Annotated in this window: 16 protein-coding genes and 1 pseudogene; 9 read left to right on the forward strand and 8 right to left on the reverse strand. The window is 67.0% G+C overall.

The window, feature by feature from the left end:
• Window positions 1-266 precede the first annotated feature (266 nt).
• Together Rhe02_RS40985 and Rhe02_RS40990 are read left to right on the forward strand one after the other, a co-directional pair.
• Window positions 267-659, forward strand: a complete 393-nt coding sequence (locus tag Rhe02_RS40985; RefSeq protein ID WP_203913909.1) for a hypothetical protein — start codon at window positions 267-269, stop codon at window positions 657-659.
• 487 nt (window positions 660-1,146) lie between these two features.
• Window positions 1,147-1,620 (forward strand): GNAT family N-acetyltransferase, encoded by a 474-nt coding sequence (locus Rhe02_RS40990; RefSeq protein WP_203913910.1) that lies wholly within the window; start codon window positions 1,147-1,149, stop codon window positions 1,618-1,620.
• A gap of 31 nt (window positions 1,621-1,651) precedes the next feature.
• On the opposite strand, the gene Rhe02_RS40995 is transcribed toward Rhe02_RS40990, so the two are convergent.
• Window positions 1,652-3,343 carry a proline--tRNA ligase gene (locus Rhe02_RS40995; protein ID WP_203913911.1) on the reverse strand — a complete coding sequence of 564 codons (1,692 nt, stop codon included), beginning with the start codon at window positions 3,341-3,343 and terminating at the stop codon, window positions 1,652-1,654.
• A gap of 68 nt (window positions 3,344-3,411) precedes the next feature.
• Here Rhe02_RS40995 and Rhe02_RS41000 point away from each other — a divergent pair, with 68 nt between their 5' ends.
• Window positions 3,412-3,804, forward strand: coding sequence for a cupin domain-containing protein (locus Rhe02_RS41000; RefSeq protein WP_203913912.1), 393 nt, complete (start codon window positions 3,412-3,414; stop codon window positions 3,802-3,804).
• A gap of 4 nt (window positions 3,805-3,808) precedes the next feature.
• Here the strand turns inward: Rhe02_RS41000 and Rhe02_RS41005 are convergent, their stop codons facing one another.
• From Rhe02_RS41005 to Rhe02_RS41015, 3 genes are all read right to left on the reverse strand, one after another.
• On the reverse strand, window positions 3,809-4,570 hold the full coding sequence (locus tag Rhe02_RS41005) for an SDR family NAD(P)-dependent oxidoreductase (protein ID WP_203913913.1): 762 nt from the start codon (window positions 4,568-4,570) through the stop codon (window positions 3,809-3,811).
• On the reverse strand, window positions 4,567-5,061 hold the full coding sequence (locus Rhe02_RS41010; protein ID WP_203913914.1) for an EXPERA domain-containing protein: 495 nt from the start codon (window positions 5,059-5,061) through the stop codon (window positions 4,567-4,569). The genes Rhe02_RS41005 and Rhe02_RS41010 overlap by 4 nt, the downstream gene beginning before the upstream one ends.
• Before the next feature lie 219 nt (window positions 5,062-5,280).
• A complete protein-coding gene (locus Rhe02_RS41015; RefSeq protein ID WP_239124377.1) occupies window positions 5,281-5,748 on the reverse strand; it encodes a septal ring lytic transglycosylase RlpA family protein in 468 nt (155 codons plus the stop codon).
• A 229-nt stretch (window positions 5,749-5,977) separates the two neighbouring features.
• On the opposite strand from Rhe02_RS41015, the gene Rhe02_RS41020 reads away from it, so the two are divergent.
• Window positions 5,978-6,745, forward strand: coding sequence for an SDR family oxidoreductase (locus Rhe02_RS41020; protein WP_203913916.1), 768 nt, complete (start codon window positions 5,978-5,980; stop codon window positions 6,743-6,745).
• A 111-nt stretch (window positions 6,746-6,856) separates the two neighbouring features.
• Here Rhe02_RS41020 and Rhe02_RS41025 read toward each other — a convergent pair whose 3' ends face one another.
• Together Rhe02_RS41025 and Rhe02_RS41030 are read right to left on the reverse strand one after the other, a co-directional pair.
• Window positions 6,857-7,705 (reverse strand): M15 family metallopeptidase, encoded by an 849-nt coding sequence (locus tag Rhe02_RS41025; protein ID WP_203913917.1) that lies wholly within the window; start codon window positions 7,703-7,705, stop codon window positions 6,857-6,859.
• 9 nt (window positions 7,706-7,714) lie between these two features.
• A complete protein-coding gene (locus tag Rhe02_RS41030; protein WP_203913918.1) occupies window positions 7,715-8,059 on the reverse strand; it encodes a hypothetical protein in 345 nt (114 codons plus the stop codon).
• Between the two features lie 172 nt (window positions 8,060-8,231).
• On the opposite strand from Rhe02_RS41030, the gene Rhe02_RS41035 reads away from it, so the two are divergent.
• A complete protein-coding gene (locus Rhe02_RS41035; protein WP_203913919.1) occupies window positions 8,232-8,852 on the forward strand; it encodes a ClpP family protease in 621 nt (206 codons plus the stop codon).
• 4 nt (window positions 8,853-8,856) lie between these two features.
• Window positions 8,857-9,507, forward strand: a complete 651-nt coding sequence (locus Rhe02_RS41040) for an ATP-dependent Clp protease proteolytic subunit (RefSeq protein ID WP_203913920.1) — start codon at window positions 8,857-8,859, stop codon at window positions 9,505-9,507.
• Window positions 9,508-9,658: 151 nt separating this feature from the next.
• Here the strand turns inward: Rhe02_RS41040 and Rhe02_RS50240 are convergent.
• A pseudogene (locus Rhe02_RS50240) lies at window positions 9,659-9,887 on the reverse strand (helix-turn-helix domain-containing protein); the annotation flags it as partial.
• A gap of 74 nt (window positions 9,888-9,961) precedes the next feature.
• Between Rhe02_RS50240 and Rhe02_RS41050 the strand changes: the two are divergent.
• The 3 genes from Rhe02_RS41050 to Rhe02_RS41060 are packed head-to-tail and all read left to right on the forward strand — an operon-like array spanning window position 9,962 to window position 12,964.
• The gene (locus tag Rhe02_RS41050) at window positions 9,962-10,246 is read left to right on the forward strand and encodes a hypothetical protein (protein WP_203913922.1); all 285 of its coding nucleotides are present in this window, start codon (window positions 9,962-9,964) and stop codon (window positions 10,244-10,246) included.
• 36 nt (window positions 10,247-10,282) lie between these two features.
• Window positions 10,283-12,316, forward strand: a complete 2,034-nt coding sequence (locus Rhe02_RS41055) for a prolyl oligopeptidase family serine peptidase (RefSeq protein ID WP_203913923.1) — start codon at window positions 10,283-10,285, stop codon at window positions 12,314-12,316.
• A 9-nt stretch (window positions 12,317-12,325) separates the two neighbouring features.
• A complete protein-coding gene (locus tag Rhe02_RS41060; protein WP_203913924.1) occupies window positions 12,326-12,964 on the forward strand; it encodes a CG0192-related protein in 639 nt (212 codons plus the stop codon).
• Window positions 12,965-13,111: 147 nt separating this feature from the next.
• Here Rhe02_RS41060 and Rhe02_RS41065 read toward each other — a convergent pair whose 3' ends face one another.
• Window positions 13,112-15,502: a transglycosylase domain-containing protein gene (locus Rhe02_RS41065; protein ID WP_203913925.1), complete on the reverse strand. Its 2,391-nt coding sequence runs from the start codon at window positions 15,500-15,502 to the stop codon at window positions 13,112-13,114.
• Window positions 15,503-15,556 lie beyond the last annotated feature (54 nt).

Consider the following 15,556-nt stretch of genomic DNA (forward strand, 5'->3'; position numbering starts at 1 on the left):
CGGACGCCGCTACACCGTCTACCCCGCCGCACCCTGACCCCAGGCCGCCGCCGATGGATCAGTAGCCCACGCCGTCGCCCGGATCTGCTCAGCCGACGTGAACGTGGCTGACGACATCGGCATGCTCCTGGCCAGGCAGCCGGCAGCAGAGGCGTTCTACTACGTCGTCGCGATCCAGCGGCGTTCCTAGTCGGCGTCGCACGAATGTGTGTTAGGTCCGCCGAAGTTTCACGGGTTCGGCAAGCTTGGTCTGGCACCATCGGAGGATGCTCATCGAGGTTGAGAAGCTGACACGGTTCGGTGGAGGGCCGCTGCTGGCCCAAGTGCAGACTCCGATTGGCCGGACCGCTGTCTGCTGGCACGGCCTTCCGGACGCCCAACCTGGTCCATACCATGTCGAATGGACAATCGATGAGCCAATCTGCTGGGGACGCAATGCCCGGCTGGCGGAGGTCCAAGCGCCTTGGATCGGCCCGGGTGCTCACGGCGTGATCCTGCGGGGGCGTCTCGAATGCGATGGCGCTGGCGCGACTCTGGACTTGGGCGGATCCGTTGTTCTGCTTGAGCTTCTTGATCCGGTGCCGGACAACGTGGCCGGCGGTTGGGTTGACCTGTTCACCGAACGGGAGAAGATCGGGTTGTACCCCTTCGATCTGTGAATCCGCCGAGCAAGGTCGGGTCGCGCATGGGTTTAGGTGTGGGAGCACGGGCCTTCGTGAACGGTGATGCGTAAAGAAATATAGGTAACACCGCCTTGCCTGGAGCATCGTCGGGTTGGTGGCCGAGAAGGTCGACGGCCGGTTTGTGGCGCAGTAACGGCGGGGGGATGGCGAATCGGCTGGTGGCCCACAGAGTCGAAGGGCTTGCCAAAGTGGGAGCCGCCAGTGCCCGGGGAGGCGGGCGAGGGGTGGGCTGTCGACGTCGATGTGGACAGCCCATGGTGTGGCGGGGCTAGAGGGCGGCGATGAGGCCGTATTCGATCGCTGTGGCGGCGGAGGCGGCTGCCTGCCAGGCGATGACTGCGACAGCGGCGGCGCCCGCCGCGATCACTATCTTGGTGATGGTGAGCATGGACCCTCCTTCGGTATCGGTTTACCTGTATTCGGTGCGGAACGGAAATTGGATGACCCGCTTTAAGCTGGCGGGATGATGATCCGGCCCGCTGAAGCTTCCGATGCCGCCTCGGTCGCTGACATCTGGTACCGAGGGTGGCAGGACGGTCACCTTGGCCACGTCCCCGAAGAGCTGGTGAGGATTCGCACGGCGGAATCCTTCACGGTCCGGGCGGCGCAGCGCGTCCAGGAGACGACCGTGGCGGTGGTTGACGGCGAGGTGGCGGGTTTCATCATGGTGGCCGGTGACGAGGTGGAGCAGGTGTACGTGGACGCCAAGCATCGGGGTTCGGGTGTCGCGGCTGATCTGCTGGCCGAGGCGGCGCGGCAGGTGAAGGCCAAGGGTCACCAGCGCGCCTGGCTGGCGGTGGCCACGGGCAACGCGAGGGCGAGGCGTTTCTACGAACGGCAGGGCTGGGCGGACGAAGGTCCGTTCGATTATGCGGCGCACACGGAGACTGGGACCACGGCAGTTCCGTGTCACCGCTACGTCAAGAGGCTGGCATAGCGAGCGCCGCCACCGAGATGAGCGCTCCGCTCTAGGCAGCGTTGACGAGGGCGACGAGGTGTGCGGCGGCGTCGGCGATCGGGAGGTGGTCGGTGGAGCGGGTGGCCCGGGTGGTGACTTCGACGGTGCCGGCGGCGATGCCGCGGGCGCTGACGGTGATCCGGAACGGGATGCCGACAAGTTCGATGTCGCTGAACTTCACGCCTGGGCGCTCGGAGCGGTCATCGAGGATGACTTCGATCCGCTGGGCCAGCAGGGCTTGGTAGAGCGCGCCGGCCGCCTCGGCGACCTCGGGGGCGTCGCCGAGCTGGGCGATGGCGACGTGGAAGGGCGCGATGGCCAGCGGCCACACGATGCCGGCGTCGTCGTGGTGGCTTTCCACGACCGCGGCCAGCGCCCTTTCCACGCCGATGCCGTAGCAGCCCATGATGGGCTTGACGCGTTCGCCGTCCGGGCCGAGCACGGTCACGCCGAGGGTCTCGGTGTAGCGGGTGCCGAGCTTGAAAATGTGTCCAATCTCGACGGTCTTGGTGGTACGCAGCGGCTGCCCACAAAGGGAACAGGGCTCGCCCGCCAGCACCTCCCGAAGGTCTGCCCACTGTCCAATGAGGATGTCGCGGCACACGTCGACACCGCTGTAGTGAACGCCGTCGCGGTTGGCGCCGGTCGACATGTCCTTGCGCCCGCGCAGGGCCTCGTCGGCGATGACGGGGAGGTGCTTGACGCCCACCGCGCCAAGGCTTCCCGGCGATGCGCCGAGCAGCTCCACGATCTCGCCGGGCAGAGCCGGGCGCAGGTCGGCCGCGCCGAGGGTGTCGATGAGTTTCTGTTCCACCAGCGCGTGGTCGCCGCGCATGAGCACCAGCACGGGCTGGTCGTCGGCGACGTAGACGAGGGTTTTGATCTGGCGCTGCGCGGGTTTGCCGTGCAGGCGGGCCAGTTCCTCGATGGTGCGCGCGTCGGGGGTGTCGAACTCGGCCAGCTCGGCTTCGCTGTCCTGGGTGGGTTCCAGCCGCGAGGTGGCCTTCTCCACGTTGGCCGCGTAGCCGCAGTCACAGTGCACGACGATGTCCTCGCCGGCGTCGGTGGGGCACATGAACTCGACCGAGTCCGAGCCGCCCATGATGCCGCTGGAGGCCTGGACCGCGATGGCCGGGATGCCGAGACGGGCGAAGATGCGGTGGTAGGCATCGTGCTGGCGCTGGAAGCTGGTGTCGAGCCCGGCCGCGTCCAGGTCGAAGCTGTAGGCGTCCTTCATGGTGAACTCGCGCACCCGCATCAGGCCGCTCTTGACGCGCGGCTCGTCGCGGAACTTGGTCTGGATCTGGTACCACGTCTGTGGCAGCTCACGGTAGGAACGCAGCTCCTGCGCAAGGTCGGTGAAGATCTCCTCGTGGGTCATGCCCAGCGCGATGTCGGCGTCCTTGCGGTCGCGCAGCCGGAACATCTCCGCGCCGATCAGATCCCAGCGCCCGCTCTTGCGCCACAGCTCGGCCGGTTGCATGGTCGGCAGCAGGAACTCCTGCGCTCCGGCGGCGGCCATCTCCTCCCGGATGATGTCGATGATCTTCGCGCGGACCCGGATGGCCAACGGCAGCAGGCAGTAGTGACCGGCCATCAGCTGGCGGATGTATCCGCCGCGCAGCAGGAGGCGATGACTGACCGCATCGGCCCCGGCCGGGTCCTGGCGCAGCGTGGGGATATGCAGTTGAGACCAGCGCATGCAGGCGATACTAGTCAGGCTCGGGGAAGCCGCCACCGATTATGGCCGCCGTCGCCTAGGTTCGACCTATGACCACTGACAATGGGCACTATTTCGGGGACATCTTCGCCGCGGTTCGGGGCAGCGACGACTTTCGCCGGGTGCTGGGCACCTCGCAGCACGTGCAACTAGTGATCATGACGTTGGCGCCCGGCGAGGAGATCGGCGAGGAGGTCCACTCCGGCAATGATCAGGTGCTGCTCGCCGTCGAGGGCAGCGGGATCTCGGTGCTTGAGGGGGAGCGCCGGCCGTTCGAGGCCGGGTATTGCGTGCAGGTCCCGCAGGGTACCCGGCACAACTTCATCAACACCGGGGACGAGCCGCTGCGGCTGGTGACGCTGTACGGGCCGCCGGACCACCGGCCCGGCACGGTGCATCCGACCAAGGCCGACGCCGACCGGGACGAGGACGACCACCCGTAAGGCGTCAGGCCAGGGTCTTGCGGGACGCTTTAGCGATCATGGTGATGGCGGAGCGGCGGGGCATGAGCCGGGTCATCAGCTGAGACGAGAAGCGCATCAGCGCGCCCGGCACCACCCTGGGCCGCCGCCCCAGCGCGCTCAAGGCGCTGGCGGCGACCACGTCAGGCGCGACGGTGCCCGGTGCCCGCGACTTGCTCTTGCCGATCAGGCCCGGCGTCTCGACCGCACCCGGCACGCATGCCACCACGTCCACGCCGTGTTCGCGTGCCTCGGCCCACAGGCCCTCGGCCAGGATCACGCCGAACGCCTTGGTCGCGGCGTAAACGCTGAGCCCGGGTGATCCCTGCTGCCCGGCCAGCGAGGAGAGCACGATGATCCCGCCCCGGCCCCGCGTGATCATGGCGGGGAGGAAGTGGCGGGCCAGCAGCATGGGCGCGCGGCAGTTCAGATCGATGGCGCGTTGCAGCTCGGCGGGATCGGCCTGGGCGAAGGGGCCGATCGGGCTGAAGGCGGCGTTGGCCACGAGCAGCCCGACCTCCAGGCCATCGGCGGCGTGGATAACCGCCTCGACACCGTCGTGAGTGGACAGATCGGCGGCCACCGTGCGGGTCTGCACCGTGAGCTCGCTCGCCAGCTGTGTCAACGGTTCCGGGCGTCTGGCCGCCAGGACGAGATTGATGCCCTGGCCGGCCAGGGCGCGGGCGAAAGCGGCGCCGATGCCCTCGGAGGCACCCGCGATCAGGGCCCACGGCCCATACTTGGTCACTGCACCGCCTGCGGGAACGGATCCTTGCGCATGCGCCATATGGTCAGCAGGGGCAGCGAGAACCAGGCGAGGTTGGCCAGCACGACCCGGCCGAAATCGGGCGCGGCGTAGGGGCCGAAGCGCTCCTCCATCATGATGATGAGCACGTTGGACAGCATCATGCCCGACCACACGAGGGCCGGCACGCGGATCCAGTTGCGGCGGCGCACCAGGGCGTAGATGGCGAAGAAGTAGAACGGGCCGAAGAAGAGGGCATCTATCCAGATCGTCATCTGCCACCACGGCGGCCGTGCCATCAGCAGTGGGTCGAACGTGTTGCCCCACCAGTGAATGACTTCGACGGCGGGCTTGGGCGGCCAGATCGGGTAGTCGAAGTTCGCGGTGTCGCGGATGACTATCTGCTCAATGTCGATGATGTAGGTGACGATGGTGGCGTTGATCGTGTAGAAGAGGACCAGCACGATATCTAGGGGGCGTCGCCGCAGTGGCATGCGAGCATGCTAGGGCCGTCCTATCCCGACTGTCACGCCCCAGTCACGATAAGGCGGCCCCCAGATTAGGTGAGGCGCGCGGCTCGGGTGAGCGGGAGATGACCTCACATCGCCGCGCGTCTCGCCTTGAAGCCTTACGAAAAAGGCGTTACCGCACAGTGCGCGCGCAGTGCATTTACGGTGCAACTGCGAGGCATTTGTCGTTATTGTGAAAAGAAATTATTTGGCGAGTACCTCGTATTTGACGACGCTCAGCACTCCCTGACTCAGGTTGGCGATCGCGGCGAAGGCGGCCCGGGACAGGTCCAGGCAGCGGCCGTCGATGTAGGGGCCGCGATCGTTGATGCGCACGGTGACCGATTTGCCGTTGGCCGGGTTGGTTACCCGTACCAGGGAGTTGAAGGGAAGCGTCTTGTGAGCGGCGGTGAGCGCGTCGGGGTCGAAGGTCTCGCCGTTGGCGGTGCCCTGCGGCTCGTGGTAGTAGGACGCGCCACAGCTGCCGGAGGTGGTGACCGTGGGCTTCTTGCTGGGTGCCGCGGAGCGCTCCAGGGCACGCGATAGCGGCGTGGGCGGTCGGGTTGGCTCGGGCAACGAGGGGGCGGTGGTGGTGGCCGGTGCCGCGGCGGGTGTGCCCGTGGGGGCGGGGCCGGGCTGATTGAGGCCGAGATAGGTGCCGCCGGAAAGCAATGCGGTGGCCGAGACAGCGAAGGCAATATGGGCGCGGGTGAGGCGTCTGCCAGACAAGAGCTGAACCTTCCGAAGGGGACAGGACCGTTACGGACCGTATCGACGGTCATCCTCCCGCTGTCAACTTGATCCTGACTATTTGCCATGATTTCGAGTGAAACGTGTACCCGTTCGACCGAGCCCTACCCGCCGGTATTGACTACCAAAGGTGATGCTGCATTATGAGCGCATGTTGTTTGACCTGACCGGCAAGACCGCCCTGGTGACGGGCGGAAGCCGTGGCATCGGAATGATGATCGCCCGTGGGTTCCTCGATGCCGGCGCGAAGGTGTGCATCAGCTCCCGCAGCGCGCAAGGGTGTGAGGAGGCGGTCGCCGAGCTGTCCAAGCATGGTGAGGTCTTCGCCATCCCGGCCAACCTGTCCACCCGCGAGGAGTGCGAGCGCCTGATCGCCGAGTTCAGCCAGCGCGAGTCGCAGCTGCACATCCTGGTCAACAATGCCGGGGCGACGTGGGGCGCGCCGCTGGAGGAGTTCCCGGACCAGGGCTGGGACAAGGTGCTCGACATCAATGTCAAGGGCCCGTTCTATCTGACCCGCGCGGCCCTGCCTCTGCTCAAAGCGGTCGCCACCCAGGACGACCCGGCGCGGGTCATCAACATCGGCTCGATCGACGGCATCGGGGCGCCGCAGCAGCGCTACTCCTATGCGGCCAGCAAGGCGGCCATCCATCAGCTGACCCGGGTACTGGCGCGAGAGCTCGGCTACTCCTACATCACCGTCAACGCGGTGGCGCCCGGGCCGTTCGAGTCGAAGATGATGGCCTACCTGCTCGAGACGGCCGGGGACGAGATCGCCGCCAGCTCGCCGTTGGGCCGCATCGGACGCCCGGACGACATGGCCGGGGTCGCCGTCTTCCTCGCCAGCCGCGCCGGCGCCTATGTCAACGGTGCGATCATTCCCGTCGATGGCGGCATCACGGTTGTTTACGGCCTCTAGGCGGACGGACACCGTGTGCGACGGCGCCGTGTTGCGCGCTGCCACACTTCTGCCCGAGATCGGTCATTCACAGGCCTCCGCCGGTCCCACGCCCCCCGCCGGCGGAGGCCGTCATCGCTTCGGTGGCGAGGCGGCGCCGGTGATCGGGAAGTCGAAGTAGTCCTGCGGGAACGGCTCATCGTTCAGGCTGTAGTGCCACCATTCGCTGGGGTTGTTGCGAAAACCCGCGTCTGACATCAGCTGGCGCAGCAGAAGCCTGTTCTGCCGGGCCGGTGCGGTCGCCCGCGCGTCGAGAGTGTGCGAGCGGGAGTCGAAGCAGTCGTAACCGGTGCCCATGTCGATGCTGTTGTCAGGGAAGCGCTGCCCGGCCGGTGCGGTGCACGGGGTCAGCGGCTCGCCTTTGACGAAGGGGCGCTGGGCGGGCACGGGCAGCGCCACCAGGGTGAGGTCGACCGTGCTGCCCCGGCTGTGGGCGGAGCGCCCGTTGCTGACGTACCCGTCAGCGAAGACGGACGCTTTGGAAAGCCCGGGATAGAACTCCGCCTTCATCGCGTCGTCGCCGGGACTTGCGGCCCACCGCTTGAAGTCCTCACCTGCGCGCAGCGGCCGGTAGCAGTCGTAAACCTTGAGGCTGAATCCCTTGCCACGCACGGAGTTCTGGGCCTGCGCCAAGGCCTGGGCCGCGCGCTGAGTGAGCACACATTTCGGCTGTAGGTATCCGTCGATGGGGCGGCCGACGAAGTTGTGGTCGGAGTGATAGCGGATGTCCTGAACGATGTCGGGGGCGACCTCGTCCAGGTCGACGAAGCCGGCCTGGACTGGGGCGGCGACCGAGGCGGCCGCGGAAGGTGACTGCGACGGCGGATGGCTGCGCGCGGCGATGACCGGCGGGCTGGGCGGGCCGCAGGCGGTCAGCAGCGCCAGCACGGCGATCGACACGACCAGCGGCGTCCGGCCCATAGGGCCTGTCTACCAGAGCGTTCTGATCGATTCAGCGAACAGCTCCCATATCGGCGCCTCGATGAAGATGAGCAGCAGGTTGAGGGCCACCAGAGCGATCCCCGCTACCGCGGCCAGGGTGCGGCGGCGGGTCAGCCCGGCGATGACCAGCACGAGCAACGGCAGGCCGATCGCGATGACCAGCTCGGTGAGGGTGACCAGGGCCATGTCGTGGCGCTGTTGAGCGGTGGGGTGGGTCCCGGAATCGGGATGGACCAGTCCTGACAGGAACAGCCACCCGATCGGGCTGACCAGCCACAGCACCAGGAGCCCGGCGAGGAGCAGCGATCCGGTGGTGCGGCCGCGAGTGCTCATGGCCATGACGCTAGGCGCAGCCCGCAATCAGATCGCCGACAGATAGTAGTCGCCGGTCTGCTCACAGCAGAGTCGCTGTGAGCAGATTGCCTTGGTGGATAAGGCTGTCTGGCCCACCGTGGAGGGGAACCGAATCGCCGCCGGGCGGCGGTGACAGCAGAAGGAGACCATCATGGATACCGGTACGGCCGTGTCAGGCGCGGCCGCAGAAACCCTAGACGACCAGCTGGGCGCCCGCCTGCTCCATGAGCGGATCATCGTGCTCGGCGCGGATGTCGAAGACCAGATCGCCAACCGGATCTGCGCGCAGCTGCTGCTGTTGTCGGCCGAGGATCCGCGCCGCGACATCGCCCTGTACATCAACTCTCGCGGCGGCTCGGTGCTGGCCGGGCTGGCGATCTACGACATGATGCGGCTCATTCCCAACGATGTGATCACGCTGGCGATGGGTCAGGCAGGCAGCATGGCCCAGTTCCTGCTGTGCGCGGGGACGCCCGGTAAGCGGTTCGCGCTGCCGAACGCGCAGATCCTTATGCACCAAGGGTCGGCGGGCCTGGGCGGGACGGCGGCCGATGTGGAGATCTATGCCAGCCAGCTCGAGCGGCTCGGGAAACTGATGAGCGCTTTGATCGCCAAGCACACCGGCAAGTCAGATGAGGTCATCGCCAACGACGGCCTGCGCGACCGCTGGTTCAGCGCGAGCGAGGCGCTCGACTACGGAATGATCGACCGGATCGTGGAGCAGGTCGACGAGGTCCGGCCGAATCTGGGCAAACGCAGAATGGGGATATGACGCGATGGGGCAGTACACGATTCCGACCGTGGTGGAACGCACTTCGCGCGGCGAGCGGGCCTATGACATCTACTCGCGGCTGCTTTCCGAGCGGATCGTCTTTCTGGGCACGGAGATCAACGATGATGTCGCCAATGTGGTGATCGCTCAGCTGTTGCATCTGCAGGCCGAAAGCTCCGAGATGGAGATCGGTTTCTATATCAATTCGCGTGGTGGCTCGTACAGCGCGCTGACCGCGATCTACGACACGATGCAGTACGTGCGCCCCGACATCGCCACCTTCTGTGTGGGCCAGGCATCGTCGGCGGCCGCGGTGCTGCTCGCGGCAGGAACCCGCGGCAAACGCTCGATGCTCAGCCACGCCAAGGTGATGCTGCATCAGCCGTCGACCGAAGAGGGCTGGTTCGACGTGGCCCAGGGCACGCTGCCCGATCTGGCGGTGCGGGCCAAGGATGTGGCGCGGGTGCGCGCCGAGATGGACGAGATCCTCAGCAAGCACACCGGGCATCCGCTGGCGAAAATCAGAAGCGACATCGACCGGCACAAGACCTTCACGGCAGCCGAGGCGGTGCAGTACGGGCTGGCCGATCAGATCATCACCACCGTCAAGGGCGGCGCAGGCAAGGAGCTGGTCGCCGCTTCCCCGGTGACTTAGGCGGCCAGGGCGTAGGCGTCGCCGCGGCGGGCCGCAGGCGGCGCCAGCCGGTGCTGCACCGGTGGCGAGGGCCGCAGCCCACCGACGGTCATCTGACGCCCGACGGTCAGCGGCAGCACCGGGTCGCTGGTGAGCTGAATAATGATCGCCATCAGCAGCTCGGAAAGGTCGATGCCGAGGGCCTCGCACAAAGCCGCCAGGACCTCCGAGGACACCTCTTTGAGGCCGCGCTCCACCTCGGACAGGTAGGGCATGGAAATCCTCGCCGCCACGGCCACATCGGCCAGTGTGCGGCCCTGCTCCAGGCGTGCCCGCCGCAGCGCCTCGCCCAGCACGGATCGCAGCAGCAGCGCTCGCGAACGACGGTCTGAATCCGGCATGAGCGCCCTCTTCCCTGTCGATCCGATGCCAATGCGCTGTGTCCTGTATAGCGGCGATCGCGGGTTAAGGGCAGATGCTTTCGCTGTCGGCGAACCAGGCAAGACCATCTGGCCGATCGGGGGCGGGCGGATCTTCGCGGCAAGCCCTAGTCTCTGCCCATGACGACACCACCGCCACCGGCGGCACCGCGCCGATGGAGCAACAAACGCATCGTTACTTCGCGGATCCCAAATCAGTCACTCTGCAGGAAATTTGCGATACCAGTGGGTCGTCGGTGGAATACGTCTACGGGGTGTTCGAGGTGGACGGCAGCTTGACGGTCTACTGCATCACGGGCCGGAAAATCGGTTCCCGCTGACTGTTGATTCCGGGCGGGGGCTGGCAGAGTTACGGGATGGTCGATCCTTCCGAAGATGTGGACAGCGCCGACGAGTTTGCCTGGCTTGAGGACGTCGATTCGGTTGCGGCGCTTGAGTGGGTGCGCCAGCGCAACGCCGAGACCCTCGCCGCCCTGGCCGGCACACCGTCGTTTCTTGAGCTGCAATCCGGCATCCGGCAGGTTTACGACAGCGACGCGCGCATTCCCTATCCGACCTGGCGCGGCGACTACTTCTACAGCTTCTGGCAGGACGAGTCCAATCCGCGCGGGTTGTGGCGGCGCGCCACGCTGGCCGAGTACCGCAAGCCCGATCCGCAATGGGAGGTGCTGCTCGACGTTGATGCGCTGGCCGCGCAGGAGGATGTGAGCTGGGCGTGGAACTCGGCGGCGGTGCAGCGGCCGCACTATGAGCGGGCTCTGATCAGCCTGTCGCGCGGCGGCGCGGATGCGGCGGTGGTGCGCGAATTCGACCTGCGCAGCAAGGGTTTCGTCGCCGATGGCTTCACCTTGCCGGAGGCCAAGAGCCGGGTCAGCTGGATCGACGACGATCACATCTTTGTGGGGACCGATTTTTCGGCGGGTACCTTGACCAGCTCGGGCTATCCGAGGGTGGTCAAGCGGTGGCGGCGCGGAACAGCCCTGAGCGAGGCGCAGACCATCTTCTCCGGCGAGCTGGGCGATGTGTCGGTGGAAGCGACCCACCATGCCACACCCGGATACGAGCGCAGCTTTGTGCGCCGGTTCGTCGACTTCTTCAACGCGGAAAGCTACCTGCTGGACGCCGGCGATCAGCTGATCCGGCTGGACCTGCCCACCGACGCGGTGTGGGAGGCGCACCACGAGTGGCTGCTGGTGCGCCTGCGCACGGCGTGGCAGGTCGCCGGGTTCGACTATCCGGCCGGCGCCTTGCTGGTGACCGGATTCGAGGAGTTCCTCGGCGGGTCGCGCGAGTTCACTGTGCTCTACCGGCCGCAGGACAACTCGGCGCTGAAGGCGTGGGCGTGGACGAAACAGCATCTGATCGTCGGCCTGCTCGTGGATGTGGCCAGCCGCCTGGAGGTGTACACGCCCACCGCGGCGGGCTGGCAGCGCCGGCCGCTTGACGGTGTGCCCGACCTCGGGCACAGCTGGATCGCCGACACCGAGCCGGAAACCACCGACTCCTATCTGGTGGCTTGCGACGGTTATCTTGAGCCGCCGACGCTCCGGTTAGGACAGATCGACGGGGCGACCGAGGAAATCAAACGTGGGCCGTCGTTTTTCGCCACCGACGCCATGACGACTCGGCAGTTCTTCGCCACCTCCGACGATGGCACCAAGGTGCCCTATTTCGTCGTGGGCGCCCAAAGCGCTGCGCCCGGGCGGGTGCTGATGACCGGCTACGGCGGCTTTGCGCAGGCCAAGACGCCCGAGTACGACGGCAGCCTGGGGCGGGGGTGGCTGGCCCGGGGCGGCACCTATGTGGTGGCCAACATCCGCGGCGGCGGTGAATACGGGCCGCGCTGGCATCACGCGGCGCTGCGGGAGTTGCGTCCGAGGGCTTTTGAGGACTTCGCGGCGGTCGCGCAGGACCTTGTCCAGCGGGGCATCACCACGCCGTCGCAGCTGGGAATCTTCGGGCGCAGCAACGGGGGGCTGCTGATGGGGGCGATGCTGACCCGGTACCCAGAAAAATTTGGCGCTATCGCCATCGGTGTGCCGCTGCTGGATATGCGCCGCTACCACCGGCTGCTGGCGGGTGCGTCGTGGATGGCCGAGTATGGCGACCCGGACAACGCCGAAGATTGGGCTTATCTGCGCACTTTTTCGCCCTATCATCTCGTTTCCCGGGGGCAGCCCTATCCGCCGGTGCTGCTGTTCACGTCCACTCGCGACGATCGGGTCCATCCCGGGCATGCGCGCAAGATGGCGGCGCGGCTGAAGTCCTTCGGGTACGACGTCACCTATTACGAGAATGTCGAGGGCGGGCACGCGTCGGCTTCGGACAACAAGCAGAAGGCTTTCATGACCGCGCTGCGCCTGGATTTCCTGTGGCAGCACACCGGTTAGCATGTGGGCATGGCTCACCTGTACCAAGCTGAACTTCGCCCCAGCAAACTCGAGCTGCTGACCGCGTGGCTGCCCACCCGGGCCTGGCACGGTGGGCCGCTGAGCGGCGAGCTGATCCGGGTGTCGGCGTTCCGCTTCGACGATCCGGCCGGTCAGGTGGGGATCGAGACGATGCTGGTGCGCAGCGGCGACGGCCCGGTGATCCAGGTGCCGCTGACCTATCGCGGGGCGCCGCTGAATGGGGCCGATCGCTTCCTGGTGGGCACCATGGAGCATTCCGTGCTGGGCCGGCGCTGGATCTACGACGGTTGCGGTGACCCGGTCTACGCCGGCGTGCTGGCGGCCGCCATCTTCACCGGCGGCACGCAGGCCGAGGAGTTCATCGAGGTCGACGGCCAACTGCGGCGGCGCGAGCCGGCGATGTCGGTCAGCGGCAGCGGGAAAGCCCAGGCACCCGCCGTCGAGGAGCTGGTGCAGGTCGACGACGGCGACCCGGCGCTGATGGTGGCCGACACCGTCGAGCTGACGGTGGCCCGGGTGCTGTCCTTGCCGGGTAACGAATCGGGGCCGTCCGGCGCGCTGACCCTCACCGGCGTCTGGAGTGGACAGTCCAGCCCGGCGCTGCTGGCTTACGCACGGGCCAGGTGATTGCGCGGATCCTCTAGCCTGTGGCGCATGGACTCAGGCTCGGGGATCAATGTCCAAATCAGCTGGCCGTGTTGCTGCCTGCTGGTGGTGATCGCGATCGTGGTGTGGGCGGTGCGCCGCAGCAAGCGGAACGACTAGGTCGTTCCGTTACGGGCGGCGCCTGGGCGGCCTGGTGGGGAAATCTCTGGGGAAGCGGAAACGCTCGTCGGCCCGGAACTCCCCGGCGTTGGGGTCGCCCAGCCTGCCGCCTGAGCCGTCAGTCAGCTTGTGCACGGGCAGCTTCATGTCCTTGTGGGCCTGGTTCATGAAGTCTTCCCACATCTGCCCGGGCAGACCGGCGCCGGAGATGTTCTTCCCGTTGGCGTCCTTGATCGGGGTGTCGTTGTGGTCGCGGCTGCCGACCCAGATGGCGGCGGCGATCTGGTCGGTGTAGCCGACGTACCAGGCGTGGGCGTTGGTGCCGGGGAAGGCGTTGCTCACCCCGTCGGGCTTCTTCTTCGCGTTCTCCCACGTGCCGCTCTTGGAGGCGACCTGCCGGCCGGACAGGGTGTGGCCCTGCTCGGCGGGAATCTTCTTGAGCACGTAGGTGACCTCGTCGGCGACGCGGCGGTCGATGGTCTGCCTGCCCTGAATCTTCTCGTCACCGGCCGGGATGCGGTCCCACTTGCCGCTGTCGCGGTTCTTGCGGTCGACCCGCAGCACGAAGTGCGGTGTCTGGTACATGCCGTGGTTGGCCAGGGTGGCCATGCCGCTGGCGTGGTCGAGCACCGAGATCGGGTACTGTCCAAACCCGACCTGATAGTCGAACACGGTGCGGCCCTTGGGGATCGCCTGATCGAGATGCTGCGGTGTGAACGGGTTGACGCCCCACATGGTCTTCACCCCGGCCTGTTTGGCCATGGTGACCACCTTGTCCGGCCCGATCTTGCGGGCGACCTTGTAGAAGGCGACGTTGAACGATTGCAGGGTCAGCGTTTCCAGCGTGCAGCGCTCGCCGCACGGCAGCGAGTCGATTTCGCGGCCCGCGTTGGCGACGTCGGCCTCCGCGCCGTTCTGGCCCTTGTGCATCTCGGAGGCGTCCCAGATCGACTGGGTGGAGATGTTGGCGGCCAGCGCTGCGGCAAGCGTGTAGGGCTTGAACGAGGAGGCGGGCGGATGGGGCTCGTCGTCGCTTGCCCAGTCGGTGTCGGTGCCCTTGTTGTTGCCGCCGTAGTAGGCCAGCACCCGTCCGGTCGGCGGATCGATGGCCACGCCCGCGCCGATGAGGTTTTCCTTCTGCGCCGCCATCGCCGAGCCGGCGACGTCGCGGTTGAGCCGTGCCTCCAGCGCTGCCTGCGCGCGGGGGTCGATAGTGGTGACGATGCGCAGCCCGGCGTTCTTCCAGTCGCCCAGGCCCAGCTGGCTCAGCTGCGCGAGGATGCCCAGACGGTCCAGCTCGGCCTCGACGTACTTGATGATGTGGCCGGTGGCGCGGTCGTTGTGCCCCCAGGCGCTTCCGGCCTTGGCGTGCTCTACCTTCTGCAGCTCGCCCGGTTGCGGGTTGTTGGGGTCGGCCGGGGTGGGGTAGGTGAGGGCGTCGCGTTCCTTGGCGGTCAGCCAGTTCATCTGAATCATGTTGTCGAGCACGTAGGCCCAGCGGCCCTTGGCGTTTTCGAGATTGTTGGCGGGGTCATAGCCGCTCTTGCCCTCGGGCTGGCGCAGCACCGCCCCCAGCACCGCGGCCTGCCTGACAGTCAGGGTCTCAATCTTGTCCGGCGGGATCGCGAAATAGGCCTCCGCGGCCGCGCCGATGCCGTGGGCACCCCGTCCGAAGTAGACAGTGTTGAGGTAGAAACCCAGGATTTGTTCCTTGGAATGGGTGTCCTCGAGCTTGCGGGCCATGATCGCTTCGCGCAGCTTGCGCGCGTAGGAAATCTCCATGTCGCCGGCGGCCTGCCGGGCGTACTGCTGGGTGATGGTCGAGCCGCCCTGGGTCTCGCCGCCGGTCAGGTTGTTCCAGGCGGCCCTGGCGATGCCGGACAGGTCGATGCCGTGGTGCTCGTAGAAGTTCTTGTCCTCGCCGGCGATGAGCGCCTTCTGCACCTGCAGCGACAGCTTGCCCAGCGGCACCTCCACCCGGTTCTCCGAGCCGAGCCGGGCCAGCTGGGTGGCGCCGTCGCTGGCGAAGATCTCGGTGCTGTTGACCAGCGTGAGATCGCCGGGCTCGCGCACCGAGTCGTAGAAATAGCTACCGGCGATCATTCCCGTGCCGGAGAACATCACCAGGAAGGACAGGATCAGCAGCAGCCGCCTCTTGCGCAGCGCGCCGCGGTGGGCCGGCCGCAGCCGCCGCCAGTTGCGCCCAAGCCAGCCCGGGGGCAGCTGGTCGTCGGACTGGGGCGGCCGGGGGTCGCCGACGCGGGCCCGCCCGACGAACACGTCATCGTCGGGCGCGTGGTGCGCCGCCTGGCCGTCACGCCATTGGTCGTCGCGCCAATCGCCTTGATGCCACGAATCGTCGTCGCGCCAAGACGTGTGCTGGTCATCTCGCAGGGCCATGGGTCAAAACCACCTCAACGGATCCTAGGCGTTTACCTGCCCGCCAGTCGACGG

Source organism: Rhizocola hellebori (genome assembly GCF_016862955.1).
GTDB lineage: Bacteria > Actinomycetota > Actinomycetes > Mycobacteriales > Micromonosporaceae > Rhizocola > Rhizocola hellebori.